General features: G+C 49.5%; 21 protein-coding genes. 11 read left to right on the plus strand and 10 right to left on the minus strand.

Annotated features, from left to right (window positions below; all coding sequences use genetic code 11):
* Positions 1 to 28: 28 nt before the first annotated feature.
* Positions 29 to 2647 (minus strand): aminopeptidase N, encoded by a 2619-nt coding sequence (pepN, locus tag B9G79_RS06635; RefSeq protein WP_088564821.1) that lies wholly within the window; start codon positions 2645 to 2647, stop codon positions 29 to 31.
* Between the two features lie 26 nt (positions 2648 to 2673).
* Between pepN and B9G79_RS06640 the strand changes: the two genes are divergently transcribed.
* Complete coding sequence (locus B9G79_RS06640) at positions 2674 to 3030, plus strand: VOC family protein (protein ID WP_041577782.1); 357 nt, start codon at positions 2674 to 2676, stop codon at positions 3028 to 3030.
* Positions 3031 to 3095: 65 nt separating this feature from the next.
* Here B9G79_RS06640 and B9G79_RS06645 read toward each other — a convergent pair whose 3' ends face one another.
* Complete coding sequence (locus tag B9G79_RS06645; protein ID WP_088564822.1) at positions 3096 to 3848, minus strand: hypothetical protein; 753 nt, start codon at positions 3846 to 3848, stop codon at positions 3096 to 3098.
* Positions 3849 to 3994: 146 nt separating this feature from the next.
* Between B9G79_RS06645 and B9G79_RS06650 the strand changes: the two genes are divergently transcribed.
* The 5 genes from B9G79_RS06650 to B9G79_RS06670 are packed head-to-tail and all read left to right on the plus strand — an operon-like array spanning position 3995 to position 8672.
* Entirely contained in the window at positions 3995 to 4594 is a 600-nt protein-coding gene (locus tag B9G79_RS06650) for a hypothetical protein (RefSeq protein ID WP_088564823.1), read from the plus strand.
* Positions 4591 to 5505 (plus strand): hypothetical protein, encoded by a 915-nt coding sequence (locus B9G79_RS06655; RefSeq protein ID WP_088564824.1) that lies wholly within the window; start codon positions 4591 to 4593, stop codon positions 5503 to 5505. The genes B9G79_RS06650 and B9G79_RS06655 overlap by 4 nt, the downstream gene beginning before the upstream one ends.
* 13 nt (positions 5506 to 5518) lie before the next feature.
* Complete coding sequence (locus B9G79_RS06660; protein ID WP_088564825.1) at positions 5519 to 6091, plus strand: hypothetical protein; 573 nt, start codon at positions 5519 to 5521, stop codon at positions 6089 to 6091.
* A complete protein-coding gene (locus B9G79_RS06665) occupies positions 6091 to 6435 on the plus strand; it encodes a c-type cytochrome domain-containing protein (RefSeq protein ID WP_088564826.1) in 345 nt (114 codons plus the stop codon). The genes B9G79_RS06660 and B9G79_RS06665 overlap by 1 nt, the downstream gene beginning before the upstream one ends.
* Before the next feature lie 32 nt (positions 6436 to 6467).
* Positions 6468 to 8672 carry a copper-transporting P-type ATPase gene (locus B9G79_RS06670; protein ID WP_088564827.1) on the plus strand — a complete coding sequence of 735 codons (2205 nt, stop codon included), beginning with the start codon at positions 6468 to 6470 and terminating at the stop codon, positions 8670 to 8672.
* A 40-nt stretch (positions 8673 to 8712) separates the two neighbouring features.
* Here the strand turns inward: B9G79_RS06670 and B9G79_RS06675 are convergent, their stop codons facing one another.
* From B9G79_RS06675 to ahpC, 3 genes are all read right to left on the minus strand, one after another.
* A complete protein-coding gene (locus B9G79_RS06675) occupies positions 8713 to 10692 on the minus strand; it encodes an alpha/beta hydrolase family protein (RefSeq protein WP_088564828.1) in 1980 nt (659 codons plus the stop codon).
* A gap of 139 nt (positions 10693 to 10831) precedes the next feature.
* Positions 10832 to 12397, minus strand: coding sequence for an alkyl hydroperoxide reductase subunit F (gene ahpF / locus B9G79_RS06680; RefSeq protein ID WP_088564829.1), 1566 nt, complete (start codon positions 12395 to 12397; stop codon positions 10832 to 10834).
* A 177-nt stretch (positions 12398 to 12574) separates the two neighbouring features.
* Complete coding sequence (gene ahpC / locus B9G79_RS06685; RefSeq protein WP_011164920.1) at positions 12575 to 13141, minus strand: alkyl hydroperoxide reductase subunit C; 567 nt, start codon at positions 13139 to 13141, stop codon at positions 12575 to 12577.
* A 199-nt stretch (positions 13142 to 13340) separates the two neighbouring features.
* Here ahpC and B9G79_RS06690 point away from each other — a divergent pair, with 199 nt between their 5' ends.
* The 3 genes from B9G79_RS06690 (at position 13341) to B9G79_RS06700 (ending at position 15462) form a co-directional block, all read left to right on the plus strand.
* Entirely contained in the window at positions 13341 to 14300 is a 960-nt protein-coding gene (locus B9G79_RS06690; protein ID WP_088564830.1) for a hydrogen peroxide-inducible genes activator, read from the plus strand.
* Positions 14301 to 14387: 87 nt separating this feature from the next.
* On the plus strand, positions 14388 to 14774 hold the full coding sequence (locus tag B9G79_RS06695; RefSeq protein ID WP_088564831.1) for a group III truncated hemoglobin: 387 nt from the start codon (positions 14388 to 14390) through the stop codon (positions 14772 to 14774).
* A gap of 103 nt (positions 14775 to 14877) precedes the next feature.
* Entirely contained in the window at positions 14878 to 15462 is a 585-nt protein-coding gene (locus B9G79_RS06700) for an alpha/beta hydrolase (RefSeq protein ID WP_088564832.1), read from the plus strand.
* Here the strand turns inward: B9G79_RS06700 and B9G79_RS06705 are convergent, their stop codons facing one another.
* Positions 15463 to 16530 carry an alkaline phosphatase D family protein gene (locus tag B9G79_RS06705; RefSeq protein WP_088564833.1) on the minus strand — a complete coding sequence of 356 codons (1068 nt, stop codon included), beginning with the start codon at positions 16528 to 16530 and terminating at the stop codon, positions 15463 to 15465.
* A gap of 110 nt (positions 16531 to 16640) precedes the next feature.
* Here B9G79_RS06705 and B9G79_RS06710 point away from each other — a divergent pair, with 110 nt between their 5' ends.
* Complete coding sequence (locus tag B9G79_RS06710; protein ID WP_088564834.1) at positions 16641 to 17213, plus strand: hypothetical protein; 573 nt, start codon at positions 16641 to 16643, stop codon at positions 17211 to 17213.
* A gap of 204 nt (positions 17214 to 17417) precedes the next feature.
* On the opposite strand, the gene B9G79_RS06715 is transcribed toward B9G79_RS06710, so the two are convergent.
* A complete protein-coding gene (locus B9G79_RS06715) occupies positions 17418 to 18584 on the minus strand; it encodes a bifunctional 2-methylcitrate synthase/citrate synthase (RefSeq protein WP_088564835.1) in 1167 nt (388 codons plus the stop codon).
* Positions 18585 to 18770: 186 nt separating this feature from the next.
* On the opposite strand from B9G79_RS06715, the gene B9G79_RS06720 reads away from it, so the two are divergent.
* Positions 18771 to 19139 (plus strand): DUF1304 domain-containing protein, encoded by a 369-nt coding sequence (locus B9G79_RS06720; RefSeq protein ID WP_088564836.1) that lies wholly within the window; start codon positions 18771 to 18773, stop codon positions 19137 to 19139.
* Here B9G79_RS06720 and B9G79_RS06725 read toward each other — a convergent pair.
* The 3 genes from B9G79_RS06725 to B9G79_RS06735 all read right to left on the minus strand — a co-directional run bounded on the left by B9G79_RS06725 (position 19136) and on the right by B9G79_RS06735 (position 23222).
* Complete coding sequence (locus B9G79_RS06725) at positions 19136 to 20785, minus strand: hypothetical protein (RefSeq protein WP_088564837.1); 1650 nt, start codon at positions 20783 to 20785, stop codon at positions 19136 to 19138. The two genes, B9G79_RS06720 and B9G79_RS06725, sit on opposite strands and share 4 nt — an antisense overlap.
* A gap of 78 nt (positions 20786 to 20863) precedes the next feature.
* Positions 20864 to 21994 carry a metallophosphoesterase family protein gene (locus B9G79_RS06730; RefSeq protein ID WP_088564838.1) on the minus strand — a complete coding sequence of 377 codons (1131 nt, stop codon included), beginning with the start codon at positions 21992 to 21994 and terminating at the stop codon, positions 20864 to 20866.
* A gap of 193 nt (positions 21995 to 22187) precedes the next feature.
* Positions 22188 to 23222, minus strand: a complete 1035-nt coding sequence (locus B9G79_RS06735; RefSeq protein ID WP_088564839.1) for a hypothetical protein — start codon at positions 23220 to 23222, stop codon at positions 22188 to 22190.
* Between the last annotated feature and the right edge of the window lie 116 nt (positions 23223 to 23338).

Below are 23338 nucleotides of genomic sequence, written 5' to 3' on the forward strand. Positions count from 1 at the left end.
TTCCGAGCCCGCCGTCCTAAGCAACCTACTAGGTCAAAGCCGATTGCAAAAGTTCGCGAGAGTTCTTGGACAAAGACTCCACCGCAACCATGCGTTTGATTTGAGTCAGGGCCTTTTCCTTCATGGCTGGTTCCAGCTTGGAAACGAAGTTGAAGGCCGCGCACAAACGGGCAGCGACTTGCGGGTTCTTTGGATCGATCTCCAGGATCTTGTCGGCATAGAACTCGTAAGCGTTGGTGTTCGGGTCGTTGAAGCGAACAAGGTTCGCACCAAATGCACGAAGCAGGGAATAAACATTGTTCGGGTTCGTGATGTTGAATGCCGGATGTTTCGTCAATGCTTTGACGTCTTCCAAAGTCTGCGGACGGTGAGCGGTGGCCTGAGCCGTGAACCATTTGTTGATCACCACTGAATCGTTCTTCCATACCTCATAGAAGTTCTGCAGAACTTTTTCACGGTGGACAGAGTCTGAATCCGCCAGCAAAGACATCGCCGTCATACGGTCGGTCATGTTCTGAGCTTCCCAGTACTGCTTGTTCACGATGTCCATGATTTCCGGTTCGTGCAGTTCCGCCAGATAAGCCAGGGCCTGATTTTTCAAAGAGCGGTGACCAAAGACTTTCGGGTCACGGCTTTTTGGCTCAACGCCATGGAATTTTTTGTAGATATTCAGCAACTGAGTGCGGTTTACGGTTGCAATCTCTTTGCGCAAAGCTGTGCGGGCTTTATAGAAGGCTTCCGCATCCAATACCGCTTCCTCCTGCGCCAGAACAGCGTAACTTGGCAGTTGCAGCATCTTTGCCTTGAAAGCCGGGTCCATCGCCTGATCTTCCAGAATGGAAGTCATGGTGCTGATGAAACGAGGATCCAAAGTCATCGGTTCTTTGGCGCGCGCCTGCTGGATCATCTTTTTGAACAGACGAAGCCCCAGTTTCTGAGCCATTTCACGACGGTTGAAGGAATCCGTGTCTTTTTCCATCAGGAAATAAAGATCGTTTTCGGAAGCCTCCCAGCGAAGGTTCACCGGAGCCGAGAATTCACGCAAAATCGAAAGCACCGGACGCTCTTTCAAGCCTGTGAACACGTAAGTCTCTTTTGGCTCTTTCAGTTCCATCAGGTTTTTGCCGTCAGAGTTCACTGTGATTTTATCGCAGTTCAATGGCAACTCTTTGCCGGATTTGTCCAGAAGGCCCATCATCAATGGAATGTGGAATGGTTCTTTCGTCGGCTGGCCCGGAGTCGGCGGGCAGCTTTGTTCCAAAGTCACATGGAACTCGCCCTTTTCAGCGTCGAATTTTTCCTGAACAGCAACCACCGGAGTGCCGGCCTGGTTGTACCAGCGACGGAACTGAGTGAAGTCCTTGTTGTTCGGAGTCGCGATCGCCGACGCAAAGTCTTCTGTCGTCACGGCTTGTCCATCGTGGCGTTTAAAGTATTCATCCATACCTTTGCGGAAGCCCTTGCGGCCCACAATCGTTTGCATCATGCGGATCACTTCAGATCCTTTTTCATAGATCGTCATGGTGAAGAAGTTATCAACCGCCATGCAGGACTCGGGACGAACCGGGTGGGCGTTCGGACCCGCGTCTTCTGCGAACTGGCCAGCTCGCAAAGCATCGACGTCCTCGATACGCTGAACTCCACGGTCGGTCATGTCAGCAGAGAATTCCTGATCGCGGAACACGGTCAGACCCTCTTTCAGGGACAACTGGAACCAATCACGCAAAGTCACGCGGTTGCCGGTGTAGTTGTGGAAGTATTCGTGTGCGACAACGGATTCAATGTTGTGGAAGTCCACATCGGTTGCCGAATCAGAATCCGCCAGCACCAGACGGGAGTTGAAAATGTTCAGCCCTTTGTTTTCCATCGCGCCAGCGTTGAAGTCATCAATCGCCACGATCATGTAGTCGTTCAGGTCGTATTCAAGGCCGAAGACCTCTTCGTCCCATTTCATGGATTTGTGCAGGGATTCCATGGCATGCAGACAGCGGTCCTGCTTGCCGTGGGCCGCGTATACTTCCAGATTCACTTTGCGACCGTTCACAGTTGTGAAAGTGTCGCGGATCACGCCCAAGTCACCCGCAACCAATGCAAACAAATAGCACGGCTTTTTGTGCGGATCCTGCCAGTAAGCTTTGTGACGGCCGTTACCCAGGTCTTCCACTTTGATGCGATCTCCGTTGGACAGCAAAACCGGGTATTTCTTTTTGTCAGCTTCGATCGTCACGGAATAAGAAGTCATCACATCCGGACGGTCAAAGAAGTAAGTGATCTTTCTGAAGCCTTGAGCTTCGCACTGGGTGCAGAAGATGCCGTTGGATTTGTAAAGGCCTTCCAGAGAGGTGTTGTTCTGCGGTTGCAATTCGGTTTCGATTTCCAATGTGAAGCTGTCGGGAACTGACGGAACAATCAGTTCTTCTGCCGTGATCTGGTATTGGTCGGCATTCAATTGGCGGCCGTTGATTTTGATGGAAACCAGTTTCAATTCCTCGCCATTCAGGCGCATCTCACCGGGGTGGGTGCGACGAACCTGGGATTTTGCCACGACTCGACAAAAGTCTTCGTTCAGATTGAAGTCGAGGTTAATGGAATCCACCGTGAAGGCAGGGGATTTATAGTCTTTCAGATAAATTTTTTCTTGTTTCATGCGGCCTCGCTTCAGATAATAGACGGATGAGTTTGCTATTCACTTCTATCACAATAAACACCACGCAGCTACAGGGCATGCTGGGTTTTTATCGAATTATCGGCTTTCAATTTACAGCGTCAAAAGTTGATAAAGGGAGTGAAGTTCACAGAGCCGTTCACAACGGTGTCGAATTTTCCCTGTACAACATCCAAAATCCGCAAAGATCTCAGATTCCAAGCCTGCAGCTGGGTTTCAAGATTACGGATTTGGAGAAAACAGTGCAGGAACTTGTTAAAGTTCCGGGTGCTATGTGCATTTTAGACCCTACAGACATGCCTGATGGCAAAAAGGCCATCGTGCTGGATCCCGACGGGCATTCCATCGAACTTTGCGAATTATAAAAAACTAAAAAGCCCCGGGAATCGAGATTCCGCAGGGCTTGTTTTCCGGAAAATGCATCAAAATTCTACTTTGCAACTGAAATCGAGAGTGGCAGGGTTTTGAGTTCACCTTTGTCATTCAGTTGAATCCATACACGATAGTCACCTGCAGTAGGGAATGTCGCATGCAGCATTCCTGTGTTCGGCGCGCGTCCCTTCATGGGATGAACGTGGATAAGGCGGGTGCCATCCGGAGAAACTGCGATAACATGGGCAAAGGCCCCCAGATAAGGGGTAATATCCGCTGGAGTGCCGTCTTGACGGGAAACTGTAAAGTCCAGCATGATCATTTTTCCTGCCTGAACTTTTCCGGAAGCAACTTCCACGACGGTGCCGTCAGCAAGGGCTTTTCTTACATCTCCCAATGGTGCTGTTGGAATTTCCTCGAGGCCGCCTTGAATCTGTGCTTTGACGGATGATGAAAACTCAGTGCCATCAGCAAGTTCCCCCTGGGCCCAGATGAAGTAGTTGCCGTTGACTGGCAGATCCAGCTCAGCCTCCCAGTTGCTGCCGTTGAAGACGGGGTGCACATGATTGAACTCATGCAAAGATGTATCATAGGCAATAAGATGCAGCTTCTTTGTGTGGGAGTCGACCAGATCCTGGTCTTTGACCGCTTTATGGGCTTGGTCATCAAATAGATCAAATTTATAGACTATTTTACCGGAATTCAGTTTTCCCTGAATCTCTGGCTCGATGATGATGCGTTCCGGCCCCCCATGAGCCCATAGATTAAGTGAGGCGAAAATCACAAGACAACCAGTTAATGCTTTTTTCATAGTTCCATCCTTTTTTGAAGTCGCTCACTGCATACCCCAGGTGGGTATGCATGGCGAGGCCATTTGCTGCGCGTTAGGCCGTATTTCTTAAGGTGACATTATACCCCCCATGGGTATACCAAGGTGCTCTCTTTTAAGGAGTCTATATGAAGAATTTGTCCCTATTTGTCCTTGCTTTCCTTGTCTGGGCTTCCTTTGCTCAGGCACAAGGTTTGCCAAAGGCAGAAGACTATCGGTCTTTGATTTACAGGATCAGAACCAATGCGGAATTCATGATCCCTTTTCCGGGCATGAAGTCCTCCATTAATTACTCGTTTGAGTTTGCGCAACCCCTCTATGATCTGCCGATTATTTCCGACATGAACTCCTCGCTCCAGGGAGCGTCCATTTATCGTCATTTCTGGGATCGAATTCTTTTAAAGGACGGTTCCTTTATTGAAATCAACGGTGAAAAGCTGGCATTGACCTGTGTCTTTGTTGATGGCCAGGACAATCGTTTTGCCAGAAAGTCGCCTTCGCCACTTTTCCCTGAGTTTGTCATCCGGGTTTATCTGGTTGCGAACGACTATAGTTGTCAGGGGCCCATCAAGCCAGGATGGCCTGAATCCGGGGGCAAAGAAGAGAGTTGGGATACCTACATTCATTATGAGATTAAAGATCCCACGATTATGCTTCCGGTGGATGCCAAGATCCGCTACCGATGGAATGAATTTAATATGGTCCTGGTTGACAGGGGTGGCCGATGAAATCATTCGTTTTGATTCTGTGCCTGATGATTTTCCCGATCTTCGCAGAAGCAGCACCGTCATGGTATCCCATGCCGAAAGAGGCCTACAAGTTTGGCGAGGCCTATCCAGAGGCGCAGCAGCTTCTGTATGCCTTCGACTATGGTCATGCGCTGGTTTATGAGCGGTTGTTGCACAATAAAGGCAAGATCGCGAATCCCAAAGAATTTGAAAAAGAGATTTTGCGCGACATTCTTGTAATTCTCAAGAATCCGCCACCTGTAAAAGTGGATGAGGATGATATTGCGCCGGAGTATGTGTTTACCTTCCCGCTGATGGTCAATGCGTTTGACTGGTCCCATATGTTGCATCAATGGGTGCTGGACGTACTGGCAACTTCCGAGGATCGAGGGGAAGGGATGCATCGTCGGATCAATGAGATATTTGTCCAATACAAGGCCAATCGCAGCCTGGCGATAACGGATGTTTGCAAAACCATGTTGTTCATGGATGGGCACTACTTCTCCAAAGATTTCCGCCGCAGTTATCCAAGCTTTAATCTCTTGATCTGGTCCTATCATTGGTTCCAGATCCGTCTGTACGAGGCTTTGATGAAGCCCCATCGGGCGGAACGGGATCTGGCTGTTCAGGAAACTGTTAAGGAGTTCTGGACCCTGATCAGTGATCTGCCGGATTCAGCAGAATTTGACATGATGCCAGAGACCGCGAAGGAGGCGCCGACTTTTGCTCGTCAATTCCCTTTGATTGCCGCGGCCTTCGACAATAATCACATGCTTCACGATATTGTGTCGGACATCCTGACCTCCAATAAAGTGGCAGCGGTAGATATGCGTAAGTTGGGTGTTGAATACGGCCGTATGGCTCTGGATCCCCAGTCTTTTAAATCCAACAAGTGTGCAGCTTACCCTTAAACAGGAGAATAAAATGAAATCACTATTAACAATTGCAGCGGTTCTTATGTTTTCAGTCACAGGCTTGGCGCAGGAAGTGACGCTTGCTAAGGCCGCGGAACTGACAGCCCATCGTATTGATCGACTGGTGACCCTGGGTAAGATTGACAGTGGATTTATTTCCCATCTTGATTCCATTGAAATTGCGCCGACAGCGGATAAGTCTGCAGGTGCCTTCCGTGCCGTGGCGTCTCAAACTCAGCCTGAAACGGGGGCAGCTCTGAAGCTTGAAGTTTATTTTGATGAAAAGGGCAAGGCTCTTTCCTATCAGGTTCTGCCGGATGGGGAACAGGGGCCGGACAATGCGTGGACAGAAAAAGATGCCGCTTCATTGATGGAAAATGCGCTTCACTATGTTCTTGAAAATAATGGCGATGAAACCGTAGCTCTCTTTGACCAGGGCCTGTCTTCTATTAAATTGATCAAAGTTCAACAGGACGGGAAAGAGATGGCGTTGGGTGTGATGCACTCCACACTGACCAATCTGACTCTCAACGTTTATTTGAATTTGGATGGCAGCTTCGTTGCGGCTGAGGTGGCACAATAATGAAGCTATTGTGTTTTGTTTCTTCCCTGATTCTTTTTGCGGGAACGGCCAAAGCTTTGGAGCCGACCTATGAGTCCATCAGCCGGGAAGTGTTTCAATACTCCTGCTATGACTGCCATCACGCCACGGGTACTGGAAAGCGCGTGCCATTGGACAAAGCCTCTCTTTTGAATTCTCCGTTGGAGCTGGTGATTCCTTATAATCCTGATGAGTCCGGGCTGATTTTAGCACTGGAAAGAAATGATGATAAAAGAATGCCTCCACCAGACGACATCTACGATGCGGTGACCAAGGAAGAGATTCTGATCATTCGCAAGTGGATTGAAAACGGAGCGCAAGACTAGACACTATTTGCGTTTTTTCGATTGAGGAGCATATGGACAATCACAATCACAATCACAATCACCATGGGCATATTCACGAAAACAAAAAGCCGGAGCTGACAACGCCGTTGGCTTCAGCGGATGTTGAATACACTTGTCCTATGCATCCTCAAATCCGACAAAAGGGTCCTGGGAACTGTCCTATCTGCGGGATGACTCTGGAGCCAGTGACGCCCACTTTGTCTATTGAAGAGGATAATACCGAATATCTGGATATGAAAAGACGCTTTTGGGTGGCGACGGGATTGAGTGTTCCATTGGTCTTTGTAACAATGGGAGGCCGCCACCTGATCCACTCCAGGGGTTTTTTGGAAGCAATGCCGTGGGTCGAGCTCCTTTTGGCGACTCCAGTTGTCGTCTGGGGCGGATGGCCCTTTTATGTGAAGTTCTGGCAGTCTATAAAAAACAAATCTCTGAATATGTTTACGCTGATCGGACTTGGCGTCGCAGTGGCATATATTTACAGCCTTATTGCGGTTCTAATCCCCGAAGTTTTTCCTGAATCTTTCAAAGATCCGATGACAGGGGAAGTGGGATTGTACTTTGAAGCGGCAAGTGTGATTGTCACGCTTGTTTTGTTGGGACAGGTGTTGGAGCTGAAAGCTCGGGGCCAGACCAGTGCTGCGATAAAGTCATTGTTGGGGTTGGCTCCCAAGACAGCCCGAAAAGTCATGCCTGATGGTTCGGATGTTGATGTTCCTCTTGATGAAATTCATGTTGGAGATAAAATTCGTGTTCGCCCAGGGGAAAAAATCCCGGTGGATGGCCTTGTTTTATCCGGCTCCTCTTCTGTGGATGAATCCATGGTCAGCGGAGAGCCTGTTCCTGTGGAGAAAACGCAAGGGGCAAAGGTTGTCGGTGCCACTATCAATGGGACGGGAACGCTGCTGATGCAGGCTGAGAAAGTCGGAAAGGACACCCTGCTTTCCCAGATTGTCCAGATGGTGGCAGAAGCGCAAAGATCTCGCGCGCCAATTCAAAAATTGGTTGATCATGTATCCGCTTACTTTGTTCCTGCGGTGATTTTAGTGGCGGTACTCACTTTCGTCATTTGGTCGATCTGGGGAGTGGAGCCAAAGCTGGCTCATGCTGTGATTAATGCAGTAGCTGTTCTGATCATTGCTTGTCCTTGCGCCTTGGGTCTGGCGACTCCGATGTCAATCATGGTAGCGACGGGGCGGGGTGCAACCATGGGAGTTCTTTTTAGAAATGCCGAGGCCATTGAGCTGATGAGAAAAGTTGACACTCTTGTTGTGGATAAGACGGGCACATTGACGGTAGGGAAGCCGAAGTTAGTCACGGTGATTGCTCTAGGAGAGCATTCGGAAAATGTGCTTCTAAGTCTGAGCTCCGGCCTGGAGATTTTGAGTGAGCATCCTTTGGCGGCCGCGATAGTTTCAGGAGCGAAAGAAAAGAATATTGAAATCAGTGCAGCTCAGGACTTTAATTCCGTGACGGGAAAAGGGGCTTTGGCGCAAGTGGCGGGATATCAGGTTGCCATTGGTAACAAGGCTCTGATGGAGGAAGTTTCCGTTAAGCTGGGAGACTCTGAAGCTCGCGCTGATCAATTGCGGGAAGATGGTCAAACTGTGATGTACGTGGCAATTGATGGCAAATTAGCGGGACTTTTGGGCGTCAGCGACCCTATCAAAGACAGCACCTTGCCGGCGATTAAAGCTCTTCGAGATGCAGGCATCAAGGTCATCATGATGACCGGAGACAATAAAAAAACGGCGGCGTCGGTGGCCAAAAAAGTGGGGCTGGATGACTACTTTGCGGATGTTCTTCCTCAGGGTAAGGCAGATCTTGTAAAGAAGCTGCAAAGTGAGGGATCTTTTGTGGGAATGGCCGGGGATGGTATCAACGATGCTCCAGCCTTGGCCCAAGCTCAGGTAGGAATTGCAATGGGAACGGGTACTGATGTTGCAATGAATAGCGCTGGGGTGACACTGATTAAAGGAGATCTGACGGGAATAGTGAGAGCGCGCGGACTGAGCGAAGCAACATTGAAGAACATTCGACAGAATCTATTCTTCGCATTTGTCTATAACTCATTGGGAGTGCCAGTGGCTGCTGGTATTTTATATCCTTTATTTGGAATTCTTTTGAGCCCAATTTTTGCTGCTGCGGCAATGGCACTAAGTTCTGTTTCCGTGATCGTCAATTCCTTGATGTTAAAGAGGGCCAGAATTAAATAAAATGCCCTTGAAGTGGTTTCAGGGGCATTTTATTACCGACTTACTGAGGCGTGGTGATAAACTGTGCTGATGAGGCTTTGACCTGTGCCTCAATCGGCTCCAGACGCCCTTTCAGATATTTCTGCAGGAATTCCTCTGTGATGGCGTTGGCGCCCATGTTGTTGGCCGCTTTGGCAAAGCCGTGTCCCTCGTCAGGGAACAGTACGTATTCCACTGGGATCTTTTTAGCAGCCATGGCGTTGTAGATCTGATCAGCTTCCGCCTTTTTCACGCGCGGATCATTGGCCCCCTGTAAAATCAGCAATGGCTTTTTGATTTTATCCACATGAGTCAGTGGAGAGCGCTCTTTCAGAAGCTTCTTGCCTGATGCCGTGGTCGGGTCGCCGACGCGCTTATATAGATTCGCACGGAAGCTTTCCCAGTAAGGTGGAACCGTGTTCAACAACGTTTCCAGATTGGACGGGCCGACGATATCCACCGCAGCGGCAAAGGTATCCGGTGTGAAGGTCACACCTGCCAACGCGGCATAACCGCCATAGGAACCACCCATGATCACGATCTGTTTTGGATCTGCATAGTCGTTCTTAACGGCCCAGTTGACAGCATCAATCAGGTCGTCATGCATCTTGCGGCCCCATTGCTTGTCGCCGGCATTCAGGAACTTCTTCCCGAAACCTGTGGAAGCGCGGAAGTTCACGCTCAGAACGTTGTAACCGCGATCTGCCAGCCATTGGTGATAGGGATTGTAGCCATAGTCATCCCGGCCCCAAGGACCACCGTGCACCAGCAAAACCATCGACTTGCCTGCTTGCTTACGGGCTTGAGTCAAATAGGACACCAGTTGATAACCATCGCGAGACGGGATTTCAACAGCTTCCATGGAACTCATGCGGTCGCCGTAAGGAATCATGGATTTGGTGTGATACAAAGGCTGGCTCAAAGTTCCGGTTTTGACGTCATAGAAATAAAACGCCACCGGTTTGTCGGTGGAGTCTGCGAACAGCACCCACTGATTTCCGTCAAGACTCATGGAAGTCACGTTGATTTCGGTATTGAGTTTTTTCTCGATGTTTTCAAAGTGCTTCTGGAAGTCCTTGTCGAAGAACTGGATATCACGTTTCAGGTAATAAGATGACGCCCACAGCAGCTTTCCTGTCTGTGGGTGCATCTGCAGGCCCTGAATGTCAGAGCGTTCGTCAGAGGCAACCACCTTGGATTTATCAGACTTGATATCCCATTCGATCAAAGCCGCTTTGTCGCGTTTGCGGCTGTCCAGCAGATAGACTTTGCTGCCGTCATGGGAAACGTCCACCGCAGAAGATGTCATGCTGTCTTCAAATGGCATCACGGTTTTTTTGACAAACTTTTTACTGCCAGCATTCCACAGGAAGATGGTTGAAGAACCGTCTTTGTTCGACTGGCTTGCGATGATCGGGTGGAAGTTTTTATCAAACATGATCCCGGCATAGTTTTCAGTGTTGGTGAAAAGATCCGTGGTGGCTTTCGTTGTCAGATTCAGAATCTTGTAATCAAAAAACCTTGGATCGCGTTCGTTGGTCATGATGACCACTTCCTGCGGGCGAAGGTGGCTGGTTTCAGCAATCTGGGAGGTTACTTTGCCAGGTTTGGTGATTTCTGTGATTTCCCCGGTAGAGACATTCAGGGTGTACAGACCGAAGTTTTCGTCCCCGGCGACGTCCTGAGTGAAGGTCAAAATGCCCGGAGTGTAAGTCCAATTGTATCTGAAGATGCCACGCTTGGTGTCGTGGGTGACAGGTTTTGCTGTTTCCGGCTTGCCGAATTCCTGAGCCCAGATGTTCAGAACTCCTTTGTGGGCGGAAAGATAAGTGACGTATTTTCCGTCAGGACTGATTTTGATGCCGGTGATATCCGGATTTCCAAAGAGAACTTCGCGCGGAATGTATTCAGCGTTCACGGCTTCCTTCTTGTTCAGGGTTTGGCAGGCGCTCAACGAAAAAATCAGAGCGGCTAAAAATGGCATTTTCAATGCTGTTTTCATTAAATGGACTCCTGTTTTGCTGAATCATCGTAGGTCAGGCAGATTTGGAGTCAAGAGGCGAGATGCTTTACGCACAATAGAAAACGGGCCCTATGAGGGGGAGGGCCCGCGAATTTTACAGCAACGTGCCGGTATTCTGTTAGGAATGATACATGCGGTCTTCAAATGCCGCCAAAGCGGCTTTCGCGCCTTCGCCCATGGCAATCACGATCTGCTTGTATGGCGTCGTTGTGACGTCACCAGCAGCATAAATGCCCTTGGCGGAAGTGCGACCCTTTTCATCGACGATGATTTCACCGAACTTGGTCAGTTCCACAGTTTCTTTCAGGAACTGACTGTTCGGCACAAGGCCGATCTGCACAAAGATGCCATCCAGGTCCATTTTCTCTTCTTTGTTCAAAGAGCGATCCAGATACTGGATCTGCTGAACCTTGTTGCCGTCACCGATGATTTTTTCCGTCTTGGCGCTGGTCACGATGGACACGTTCGGCAGGGATTTCAGTTTGTCGACCAGGATCTTGTCGGCTTTCAGTTGGTCGTTGTATTCAAACACCACGACTTCGCGAACAATGCCGGCCAGGTCAATCGCGGCTTCCACGCCCGAGTTTCCTCCGCCGATGACGGCCACTTTCTTGCCTTTATAGAAGGGGCCATCACAGTGTGGGCAGTAAGCCACGCCACGGCCCAGATATTCTTTTTCACCTTCAACACCCAGTTCACGCCATTTCGCCCCTGTAGTGACGATGATCGCGTCGGCCGTCAGGTGTTCGCCACTTTCCAGTTCGATGGCTTTGACTTTGCTTTCCGTGTGGATCTTTTTCACGCGGCGGTTTTCAAGAACTTTGACCGGATAGCTGGCAATGTGCTGATTCAACTGCGCTGCCAGTTGAGGGCCTTCGGTGTAAGTCACACCAATCAGGTTTTCAATGCCTTTGGTTTCCTGCACCTGGCCGCCGATTTTTTCCGTGATCATCGCGGTGGAAAGACCTTTACGAACGGTGTAGATCGCCGCAGACGCCCCCGCAGGGCCGCCGCCGATCACCAGCACATCAAAGTGCCCCAGATTCTTGTTCACAGGTTCAGAGGGGGCGGCATTGGCGTCAACGCCGAAAGTGGATTCCAGTTTTGCCACCAGATCCAAAAGCTGGATACGGCCGGAGTGGAACATTTTTGCGTTCGCCACCAGGCTCGGCACACCTTGGATGCCCAGGGACTTGATGTCGTCCTGAACGTAACCGCCGTCAATGATTTCATGACGAAGACTTCCGTGAATCAAAGCAATCTGATTCAGGGCCTGCACCACCTCAGGACAGTTTTCACAGGTCAAAGAGATGTAAGACTGGATTGTGATGTTTTTGTTCAGACGACGAACGCGGTCCGCGATCACGCTGTCCAAAAGCTTGCCTTTGCCATCGGTGTTCAGGATGGCCAGAATCAATGAAGTGAATTCATGACCGCCGGGAATACCTTTGAACACGATGCCCGTGGGCTTGCCTTTATAGTCAATGCGGAACTGAGGCATCGGAGAAGTGCCAGACGCATTCTGCGTCAGCGTGATTTTATCAGAAGTGCTGGCAACACTTTGAAGCATGTCCAAAAGATCTTTTTGATCTTCGTGAGAGCTGTTCTCATAGACAAGCTCAACCGTATTCTCCAAGGCACCAAAGACTGATCTTAGTTGTTCAAGAAGAGAAGAGTCTAACATTGTGACCTCCGTTCGGGGGAAATTACCTGAAAATTGCAACTGCTGCGTTGGTCGGCGTCGCCGTACAGGAGTACGGCTTCCTTCTCCCGCCTTGCATTTGCAACTTTCAGCTAATTTCTGTTCTGCGTTTGGTGGGCTTGTCCCCGCGTGGGCGGGGACTCGCATAAAATCTAGAAACTAGATTTTACCAACTAGGTCCAAGCCTGGTTTCAGAGTGGATTTGCCTGGAGTCCATTTCGCAGGGCAAACTTCGCCTGGGTTTGCAGCGATGTATTGAGCTGCTTGAGTTTTACGGAACAATTCATCAGCGTTACGGCCGATACCGTTGTCCTGAACTTCAGCCAATACGATTTTACCTTCTGGGTTCACCAGGAAAGTACCACGGTAAGCCAAACCTTCTTCTTCAATGTGCACGCCGAATGCGCGAGTCAATTGGAAGGTAGGGTCTGCCAACATTGGGTATTTGATCTTTTTGATTGTCTCAGAAGCATCATGCCATGCTTTGTGAGTGAAGTGAGTGTCAGTGGAAACACCGTAAACTTCCACGCCGATTTTTTGGAATTCAGCGTATTTGTCAGCCATATCACCCAATTCAGTAGGGCATACGAATGTGAAATCCGCAGGGTAGAAGAAGAAGATGGACCATTTGCCTTTAAGGTCGTTCTGAGTCACGGTTTTGAAATCACCGTGGTGGAAAGCTTGAACTTTGAAATCTGGCACTTTCGTGTTGATGATAGTTTGCATTTATTCTCCTTCGAATAAAGTGGTTAGGTTGTGGCCTTAGGGCCTAAATAAAAATTCAGGTCCACCAGCAGGTTTAGTTGTTAGTGGACATCTTTCGTCTTTGAGACTACGGGATCAACCATTTTTAGGGAAATCGATTATAAATATGCATTGATAGATTTTGTCTATTGCGGCATAATAGGCCCCAAGGAGCCCTTATATGAGCCCAAAAGTGAACTTTTCTTTGACGCAGCTGGAATACGTTATGGCTGTCCATAAGCACGGCCATTTTGCCAAGGCGGCCGAGGCCTGCCACGTGACTCAACCCACGCTCAGCATGCAAATACAGAAGCTGGAAGAGGATTTAGGGGTGGTGATCTTTGACCGATCCAAAAAACCCATTTTACTGACACACATGGGTAAAAAACTGATTTCCCAAATTCAGACGGTCCTTTTTGAGTCCAGAAAAATTGAGAGCATTATTCAGCATGAGCAAAAAGGCGCTAAACAAGGAAGCTTGTCTATTGGTGTCATTCCGACGGTGGCTCCGTATTTGCTGCCTAGACTTTTGCCGGTGGTTGAAGAGCTTTTTCCGGAAGTCGATTTGAACATCAAGGAAATGCAGACGGATCAAATCATCGATGCCCTAAATGGGGATGAAATTGATGTCGGGGTTCTGGCGACCCCAGTACAAATAGCAAAGATGTTCGAGTTTCCATTATATTACGAACCGTTCTATGTGCTGTGCGAAAAGAATCACGAATATGCGCACTTGAAGAAAATCAAGTATTCGAATCTGAGCATGGAGGATATCTGGCTGCTGGAAGAAGGCCACTGTCTTCGGAATCAGATTCTGGATATTTGCTCTGTCAAAAAAGGCAAAGGGCAGGGGCGTCGCTATAAGTTTGAAAGTGGCAGTCTTGAGACTTTGAAAAATCTGGTGGACCTGTATGGCGGATACACATTGTTGCCGCATCTCGCGACAGAACAGCTTGGCAATCGCAGTCAGATTGTGCCGTTCGAGCGTCCGATCCCGGCCCGCGAAATTGGTCTGGTTTATCGTCGCGAGCACTACAAAAATGAACTGATCGAAGCTCTTGGCGAAGCGATCCTGAAGTCCATCCCGGAGGACCTGCGCAAAATCCGCCCTAAAGATCTGGATGTCCTGCCAATTGCGTAGGGGCCTCCAACCCGGTGGTTTATTTTGGAATTCATGGCTGAGTTCCAAGTTCATCCGTGCTAAGTTGTTTTTGAAAAGAGAAACTTCATGACGACAACAAAAGAAAGAAAGCCCCTTGAGACTCGCGAGGATATCAAAGTTCTTGTCGATGGCTTTTACGCAAAAGTTCGTGCCGATGGATACATCGGTCCGATCTTCACTGATGTGGCGAAAGTGGACTGGGATGAACATCTGCCGAAGCTTTACAATTTCTGGAGTGACCTGCTGTTGGGCGAAGACACCTATCGTGGTCGTCCTTTTCCGCCACACACCAAATTGAATTTGGAGCGCGGGCACTTTGAGCAGTGGCTGCGTCTGTTTGTCGAGACCGTTGATGAGCATTTCGTGGGCCTGAAAGCCAATGAAGCCAAAGAGCGCGCCTATCGTATTGCGCGCAATTTTATGATCAATTTGCAGTTACTCAGTCTGGAGTAAAGACCTCCGTCGGGTCTGTCTGTTGTTTTACGGCAGTTCAGCCCGAATATCTGTGTGCCTTCTGCGGCCTCGTTTTATTTTTAAAGACAGCGGGAGGTTCGCCATGAAACTCACTGTCAATTTCACGTCACAAGGCCGCATGCTGGAAGGAACTTTGTTTTTGCCAGAGGATGCTTCCGAGATCTTTGCAGCCTGCCTGTTTGAAGGTTCAATGACCGGAGCCACGGCGCAAGTGACCGAGCGACTGGCTCGGGAGGTCAGTGCCGAAGGTTTTATCACCCTGATCATGGACCACAGTTATTTCAGTGAAGACGAGCAGGCACCACAACCCTGGGAATCTCCCAGCAAGCGCCTGCAGGATATCCGCGCGGCCCTGGATTTTTTGGAAAACCACGCCAGCGTCGATAAAGAGCGTATCATCGGCGTCGGCGTCAGTGTGGGAGCCGAGTATTTGGCGCAAGTCTGTCAGGAAGGTTGCAGTCTCAAAGGGCTGGTGATCGTGGAAAGCGCCATGGATGACAGCCGCAATCTGGCCGTGGATCATCTGGATATTCCAACACAGGTGGTGGATGAAACCCATCTTGATTCGGCAGTGGACGAAATTGTCCTGTGGGCCCGCACCTTGTTTAACGGCGGTCCTGCGCAGGAATCCGCCGGTCGACAGGACTGGAGTGTCTCGGACAAATAGTTATTTCAGTTTGATTTCGACAGAATTCACCACTTTGCTGTTCATGTCGCGAATCTGCATGGACACAGTTTTCATTTTCCAGTCAATTTCGGCCAGGCCGAAGTTTTCCTGGTTGTAGGTGGCACCCACATAGTGACTGTCAGCGTCCGGGTATTTGTTCGGACGGTTCAGAGAGCTGGCAGTGATGTCATAAAGAGGGCCATAATCTTTCAAATCTGTTTTCGCGATCGAGGCAATGTGCCGGTCGCCGCTGATGACGATCACATTTTTAGCGCGGGTTGATTTGATCAGATCAAAGAATCTTTGCCGCTCTTTCGGAAAATTTCCCCATTTTTCAAACTGCGGATCATTGGCAATCATCTGAATGCTGCTGATGATAAAACGAACCTGCGCCGGGCGCTTTAGCTGGGCTTCCAGCCACTGCCACTGATTTTCACCCAGAATGGTGCCTTCATCCTGAGGGATGTAATTCATCGCTTTGCCTTCAAAACCCGGGCGTTCTTTCAGCGGGCTGCGATAGTAACGGGTGTCGAGCATAATCACCTGAACCATTTGTTTTTTCGGGCCGATGATTTTGCTGTGATAAACGCCCCCTTGCTCCAGCGGCATGCTGTTGCGGGTGTAGGTCCAATAGTTCATGAAATCACGGCGGGCGGCATCTTTGCCGGCCCATTCATGACCGCCATCGCGCTGGCCAAAGTCATGATCATCCCAGGTCGCCATGAAGGGAACTTTTTCACGAACGGCGCGATATTCGGGAACCAGATCCAGCTTGCGGTATTGTTCGGCGATGGGTTGCTGTCCGGACCAACTGCCGTAGATGTTGTCACCCGTGAACAAGAACAGATCCGGGTGGGTGGCCGCGATGGTTTTCCAGATCGGCTGAGGTTCATCCTGGTTCGCGCAGGAACCGAAGGCCACACGTTCAATTTTGGCAGAATAATCGATGCCCCGAGACGGCAGGGTGGACACATAAGTGGTCGCCAGATGCTGAACGTGGGTGGCTTTGTCCGGGGTCTTGTGAGTGCAGGCGGAAAGCGCCAGTACCAGCAGAATCATTCGCTTCATTCGTTCTCCTTGAAACAGTACCCGGGTATTTCAATAAACCCCGGCGTTTTTGGCAACCATCTTTTGTCTCAATTTCAGACACGGCACGGGCCTTGTATTGATTCTTTGGTATGACGAATAAAATGAAACTTTACAGCAGAACTCTGGCGATTTTCTTTGTGGGGCTGACTCTTCTGGCAGGTGAACTGTCATTAGCTTCACTTCAGCGCAAAAGTCTCACGGTGAGACAGCCGACAAAGGGCGCCGCTGTACATGGATTGGCATCCAAACAAAAGCTGCTGCTGGGGTTGAATAAAGCCAAAACTTCCGCTGAAGGCCTGGATTTGCAGATCGGCCGCTATCTGGAGATTTCCTCGATGGGTGCGTTTCAGCGCTGGCAGAAGAATATTGATTTCGATGCCGTTAAGGACGAGTACTCGCAGCGCGTGCTGAATCATCTGCAGGCGATGACGGAACTGATGAAGCTTCGTCGTTCCAGTCACGGTCAGTTCAAAAAGCTGTATGAATTTGATTTTCAGAACCTGATCCGAAAAAGTGACTATGTGCTGTCAGTGAATACGACTCGCACAACGCTGGAACATTCCAGTGAAGATCCGGCTTTCGCGGCCCAGGCTGAAAGAACCTTGGCGGACTATAACGAAGAAAGAATGCGCTACGACTCCAAAATGATCGCACTTAACTAAGGATGGTGAAAAAGGCCCTTCTGACTGCGTTGTCGGGGGACCTCTTTCTCTCCGACGTGCTAGAAGCATGCCTCCGTTTCAGAGAACCCCCTCCGCCTTGCATAAGGACCTTTTTGACCATCCTCTTAAAAGGTACCTGCTTACTTTTGCATAAAAAAAGGGAGCCAGAAGGCTCCCTTTTTTGTTTTAACTTTTGGTTAAAAACTATTTGCGCTCGCTGATTGGAGTCACTTTGCGCTGTTCAGCACCCACGTACTCGGAAAGAGGACGGATGATGCGGTTGTCAGCAGTTTGTTCCATGATGTGAGCAGACCAGCCGGTTGTACGAGCCATTACGAAGATCGGCGTGAAGAAGTCGATCTCGAAGCCCATCATGTAGTAAGCAGGACCCGCTGGGAAATCCAGGTTCGGGTAGATCTTTTTCTTATCAACCATGACTTTTTCCAAAGCCGTGTACATCTGCATCCATTTTTGTTCGCCAGTCACGTCCGCCATAACTTGAGCGTACTTTTTCATGGTTGGAACGCGGGAATCGCCAGAGCGGTAAACGCGGTGACCGAAGCCCATGACTTTTTTCTTCTGCGCCAAAGCATCCAGCATCCACTGTTCTGCTTTTGCAGGATCAGCGATTTCCTTCATCATGTGCATAACCATTTCGTTCGCGCCACCGTGCAAAGGACCTTTCAGGGCACCAATACCTGCAACAGTTGCAGAGTAGATGTCAGACTGAGTGGAAGTCACAACACGTGCCGTGAACGTGGAAGCATTGAAGCTGTGTTCAGCGTAAAGGATCAAAGAAACGTCAAAAGCCTTAACAACTTCTTTTTGTGGAACTTTACCGAAGCACATGTGGAAGAAGTTTTCCGCGATGGACAAATCAGCTTTCGGTGGAATGAAATCCAGACCTTTTTTGAAACGGTAGTCAGCAGCCACCATGGTCGGGATTTTCGCCAGCAACATCATGGCTTTGTCCATGTTTGTCGCAGGAGAAGAATCCCAGATACGTGCATCTTCAGCGCCCAGGAAGGAAACAGCCGTGCGGATGGAATCCATTGGGTGACATTTTTGTGGAAGTGCCTTGATCACGTTCAGCAAAGTAGTGGAGATTTCACGGTAGCTGCGTTCCTTTTTGGAGAACTCTGCAAGTTGACCTGCATTTGGCAGCTCGCCATTGTACATCAGGAATGCCACTTCTTCGAAAGAGCAGTTTTCAGCCAGGTCTTGAACCGGGTAACCGCGATAGATCAAAGAGTTGGTGTGAGGGTTTACTTTGGATACAGAAGACGTATCCATAACAACGCCATCAAGACCCTTTTTAACGTTCATTTTCTCTGGTTCTGGAACATAATCTGGATTGATATACTCAGCCATTTTTCCTCCGGCGAAATCCGCGCAGACGACGCCCATTCGAATGATTAGGAATCGGTGCGTTATATTGCTAATGATTAACGACCAAAGCTAGCGCGGCACCTGAAGCCGGTCAAGAGTTCGTGCAGGGACTCTACTTTGCGCAGCGGCGGGATTGACGAACGGGAAAGGCCTCCGCACACTTAGACTATGGAAATATCATTCGCTCTCGTTCCGGCACTTATTCATGTGTACATTTTTGCTCTGGAAAGCCTGCTTTGGGGGCGTAAAAGAACCAATAAGACTTTTGGCGTCACGGAAAGTGAAGCCGCGACCACCAAACTGATGGCCTTTAACCAGGGTTTTTATAACTTGTTTTTGGCGGTGGCGATTTTGCTCGGTTTGCATTTGCGAACAGGGGAGGTCACCCACGCGGCAGGCACCACCCTGGTGATTTATGGTTTGGTGTCCATCATTGCGGCGGGCCTGGTGTTGATTTTGTCGTCACGCCGTTTATGGCGGGCAGCGCTGGTGCAAATCGTACCGGCTGCCATCGCTCTGGGGCCGTTCCTTTTCTAGAACTGCCCTTCACACACGCCCGGTGTTGTCGTCAGCACCGGATTCGGGTTGTTTGAGAAGTAATCCTTGATATCCAAGTCCAGGTACAGACTTCCGCTTTTGCAGTTTTTGTAAAGTGCGCGGTACAAGCTGAGCAAATTGTTTTTGAAGATCTTGTATTCCGCCGCAGTGAGCTGCAATGAGTTGCGGAAATAAGTTTCCATGGCCAATTGGGTTTCAGGCGTGCCAAAGACCTGACCGTACAAACGCATCACACCCTTATAAGTCTGAGGGCTGAAGTGTTTTACCACCATGGTCGCATTCAGGAACAGATCCGCATTGTCCTTCCAACTGTCATATGTGGCAGAGGTTTTTTTGACATCTGCAATCAGAGCGTATTTTTTGGCGGTGTTCATGTCAAAGCCACCGTCGTTGTCTTTCAGAAGCATGACCTTCAAAGAAACACCGGTTTGCTTGATGGCGCCTAATACCTCCACTTCAGCCGGGGTCAACGTGTTTGCGGGCTTCGCCAGAAGCTCTTTGTATTTTTTGTCCGAGATACTGTCCAAGGTGCCCTGCGCAGTTTTAAAGAACTGGCGGCGTTTGTAGTGGATGTTGCCGATACGATCAGCCTGATCCAGCAGGAAGTCCATCACCAGCATGTCAGATGAATCCTGCATGCCCAGCATCTTCTGACCGGCTTTGCTCAATTCGTTGCTGCCCAGAATTTGGGAAACAGGGCGGGGATCTTTCAGCAGAGGCCAAAAGACACTGCTGTTGCGGAACTGATCGATGCGGGTCTTGTCCGATTTTAAACCGAAGGCCTCAGCATACAGTTCTTCGTTCCCGGGGTTTTCAGACAGGACGCCGAAGACCTGCAGTTTGTCTTCGGTCAGGATGCGTGGTGTCCAGTAAGCTGTGCTGTTCGCAGAAAGCCCGCGGCGTTTGCCGTCTTTGTAGAATGAAGTGGGAACAATGCCCAGGCCGTGAGGTGGCTTCGTGTACACATCCGGCAGTTGGGCGACGTTGCCGTGTTTTGCGCGAACCAAATGGCCGATCTGATCGTACCAGTATTGATTCAAATAGGTGTTGCCCATTTGCAAACCCAGATAGCGTCCGGCCAAAGCATGATCTAAAACTGTGTCCAGGCTCACCGTGCGAAGAACGCTGGGTGGAACGTCCACGGATTTAAACAACTGAGTCAGACGGGAATAACCCAGAATGCTTCCCACAGAAACGCCGGGGGCGGCAAACTTGAATTTCGCCTCTTTGTCTGGATAGCCGGATTTGGCTTTCAGGGCTTTTTTCGCGGAACGGGTCAGAGGGCAGACGGCTTTTTGAAATTGCGCCTCGGTCATTCCTTTGGGGACGGTGTAGAATTCCACCGCGACAGAGGTGCTGTTCACTTTCGGGCACCCATAAAACATCTGTGTCTTGGGATGATCGCCGCGAGTGGGGTACAGATTCATCGCACAAAGAGCGTCTTCGTCTTTGTTGATCTTGTTTTCCAGGCCCGGGAACCTTTGCAGAAGGTAGCACTTTTCCGGGATGGCTTTTCCCGAAACTTCAATGTTGTAGGTTTTTACAGCGTGTTTATCAAATTGAGGATCCAGATAGCTGTAGGCATTTGAACTGATCAGTGCGAAAGATAGAAATGCAGCAAACATGGAAAAGTCTCCGTATTGTGAAGCACGGAGACTAGGACTGCCGAAATCAAAAACCAAGTTACTTTATTGCAAGCAAAATCAGCGCACGTACTTGACGCCGTTTTTTGCATCCAGCGTGAGTGAAGCGGGCAGGGAGCTGAGGCTTTGTTGCGTGCCAGATGAATTGTAATAGCGAATGGTCAGTTGATTCGTTTCAGAAAAGACAAGCTCCACATAGCCCTGCGGAGTGCGTGTGCTGGTGCCCACCAGGTAACGGGGCGAGCTGCCTGCACACGGCATGGAAACCACCTGTAACTTTTTTCCATCAGGATAAGTGTAGTGACCGGAATAGAATCCATGGGAATGACCAAAGATGACCAGATCCACATTGTGGCTCAGTAAGATGGCCTCCAAGGTGTTGCTTCCTGCGGTCCGTCTTTCACCGGCCAGAACACCATTTTCATAAACCGTGGAGCTGTTGGCTTTGCTGCTGACAATCGAATACAGAGGGATGTGACCATAGACCACGCGGGCCCGGGCCCCTTTGGCGCGTGCGGAAGACAGTTGTTCCTTCAACCATGCCAACTGGGCCGTGCGGTTGGAAAGTTTTGAATAATTCGCATCATCCAAAGAAACGAAGAAAACATCTTCCTTGATGAAAGAGTAATAGAACGGAAAGTTGTCATCATCGACGTATTCCACGTTGGGTTTGTTTTTGCCCCAGAAGGAATCATACAAACGGCGTTCCTGCGCATAATAGGCATCGTGATTGCCCGGAGTCGCCAAAAACGGAATGTTTGCATCGCGCATGAAGGACAGAACTTTTTTCGAGAACTGATTCCACATGTTCACATAGGTGCTGTCGGAAAGGCTTTTCTTTTCACCGTCGATGTAATCACCCACACCCAAAATAGCCGCTGGCTGACGCAAGATCATGGATTTCACAATCGAGATTGTGGCGCTGGCATAGGTGCCGCTGGTGTCGATGTTCATGTCGGCGAAGGCATGAATCTTCAGCGACTTGGCGCTGTCTTTGATTTCATCATCGGGTTCAGGAGTTGTCGGTGTTGACGGTTCCTCCGTCCCCGGTACCGACTGGGAATTGTCTGTGTCCGTGCCCGGATGGGCTGTGCTTAGGACGTCAGAGGTTGATGGGGCACACGCAGCGAGAGTTGAAACGAGCAAAAAGGCCGCAAGAATATTTTTAGAGGCGGTGACTTTTGTTTTCATACAGTTTGTATCGTAACAATGGTCTAAAAGATTAAGCCAAATTAATGATTCTGAAACGGATGTAAAATGGACTCAGGTCTAAGTTGGAATTTCTTGTTATTGATATAGGCACAGCCAAATCAGAAGCGGATGATTGGCTGCTTTTGTCGAGGTTCAGAATTCTTGTTTAGATTCATTGCAAGAACTGTAGGCCCTAAGGACGGGAAAGATCCCACTGATAACTAAGGCGCAGTTGCAGATCTGAATTGAATAACTTCTGCGTGCCTTGTCGTTCTGTCGAGTGGTCGGCCGAGGAATAGTCATAGGAAAAGCTATGTGATTGGCCAAACCAGTAAACGCCAAAGCGCCACTGATCTGAAAGCGGGCGAGAGAGTCCCACCAGTCCATCAAATGAAGTCGCGCTGGCAATTTGGAAGTTTCCGCTACTGGATGTTGCACTAAGGGGCGTCTGATAATGCAGGAATGATTCAACGAACCATTTGTTCTGGAGCTGCCATTCCATGCGCACACCCAAAGACGCGGTCACGATCTGATTCTGAATCAGGGCCACATCCGTCGCGGATCCCCCGACCAGGAAAGGCATTTGATGACGTTGCAATCCGCCCAGCAGATAGAACTGGGTGCCAGCGGGGCCTTCGGTGATTTTGCGCATGGCTTCAGCGCCGAAATAGCTCCAGGTATAGTCGTCTTTATCTATGGTCACAGAAGTGGGGGTCTGAATTTTACCGGGCATCTGATTGTAAGAAAAAGAATAGATCCAGTTGTCGTTCCACTGCAGGCGGGCTTCCGCCATGAACGTCGGTGACGTCACTGCACTGAATTGGCCGGATTCCTGCGCATTGGAGTTGGTTTGGTCAAATTTCAGATAGTTCGAACCAATCCCTGCCGACAAGGTCAGTTTTCTTACCTGTGGCGGGTGATTTGGTTCGTTGCTTGATGTTTGTGTGGTATCCGGCGCATTGGAGATTGTTGCATTTCTCTCGGTCATGACCGGAGTGTGCGGCTTTCTGATTTGTACCGGAAATAAACTGTCTACGGCTTTTGGCAGCTTCACGTCTTTTACCGAGTTGACCTCGTTGTTCACTGGAGAGTCCGTGACAGGCAAAGAAGTGTCACTGGAAGGATCGGATAAAGTGGAGTTGTCACTGTTCTGAGGTTCCGTTGGTGTTGCAAGCTCCTGATCGGCTGGATTTGAGGAGTGCATGGAAGGAAGGTAGTACGCAACCATCGTGAGTCCCGCGATAATGATTCCTGTAATTGCATATTTCCAGCGCTTTAATTTGGTGGGCATCATTATTCAATGTCGGTCACGGAGGCAAAAGTATTAAGCCGTCAGAGCAGGAC

This window comes from Bdellovibrio bacteriovorus (genome assembly GCF_002208115.1).
In the GTDB taxonomy this organism is placed as follows: Bacteria; Bdellovibrionota; Bdellovibrionia; order Bdellovibrionales; family Bdellovibrionaceae; genus Bdellovibrio; species Bdellovibrio bacteriovorus_C.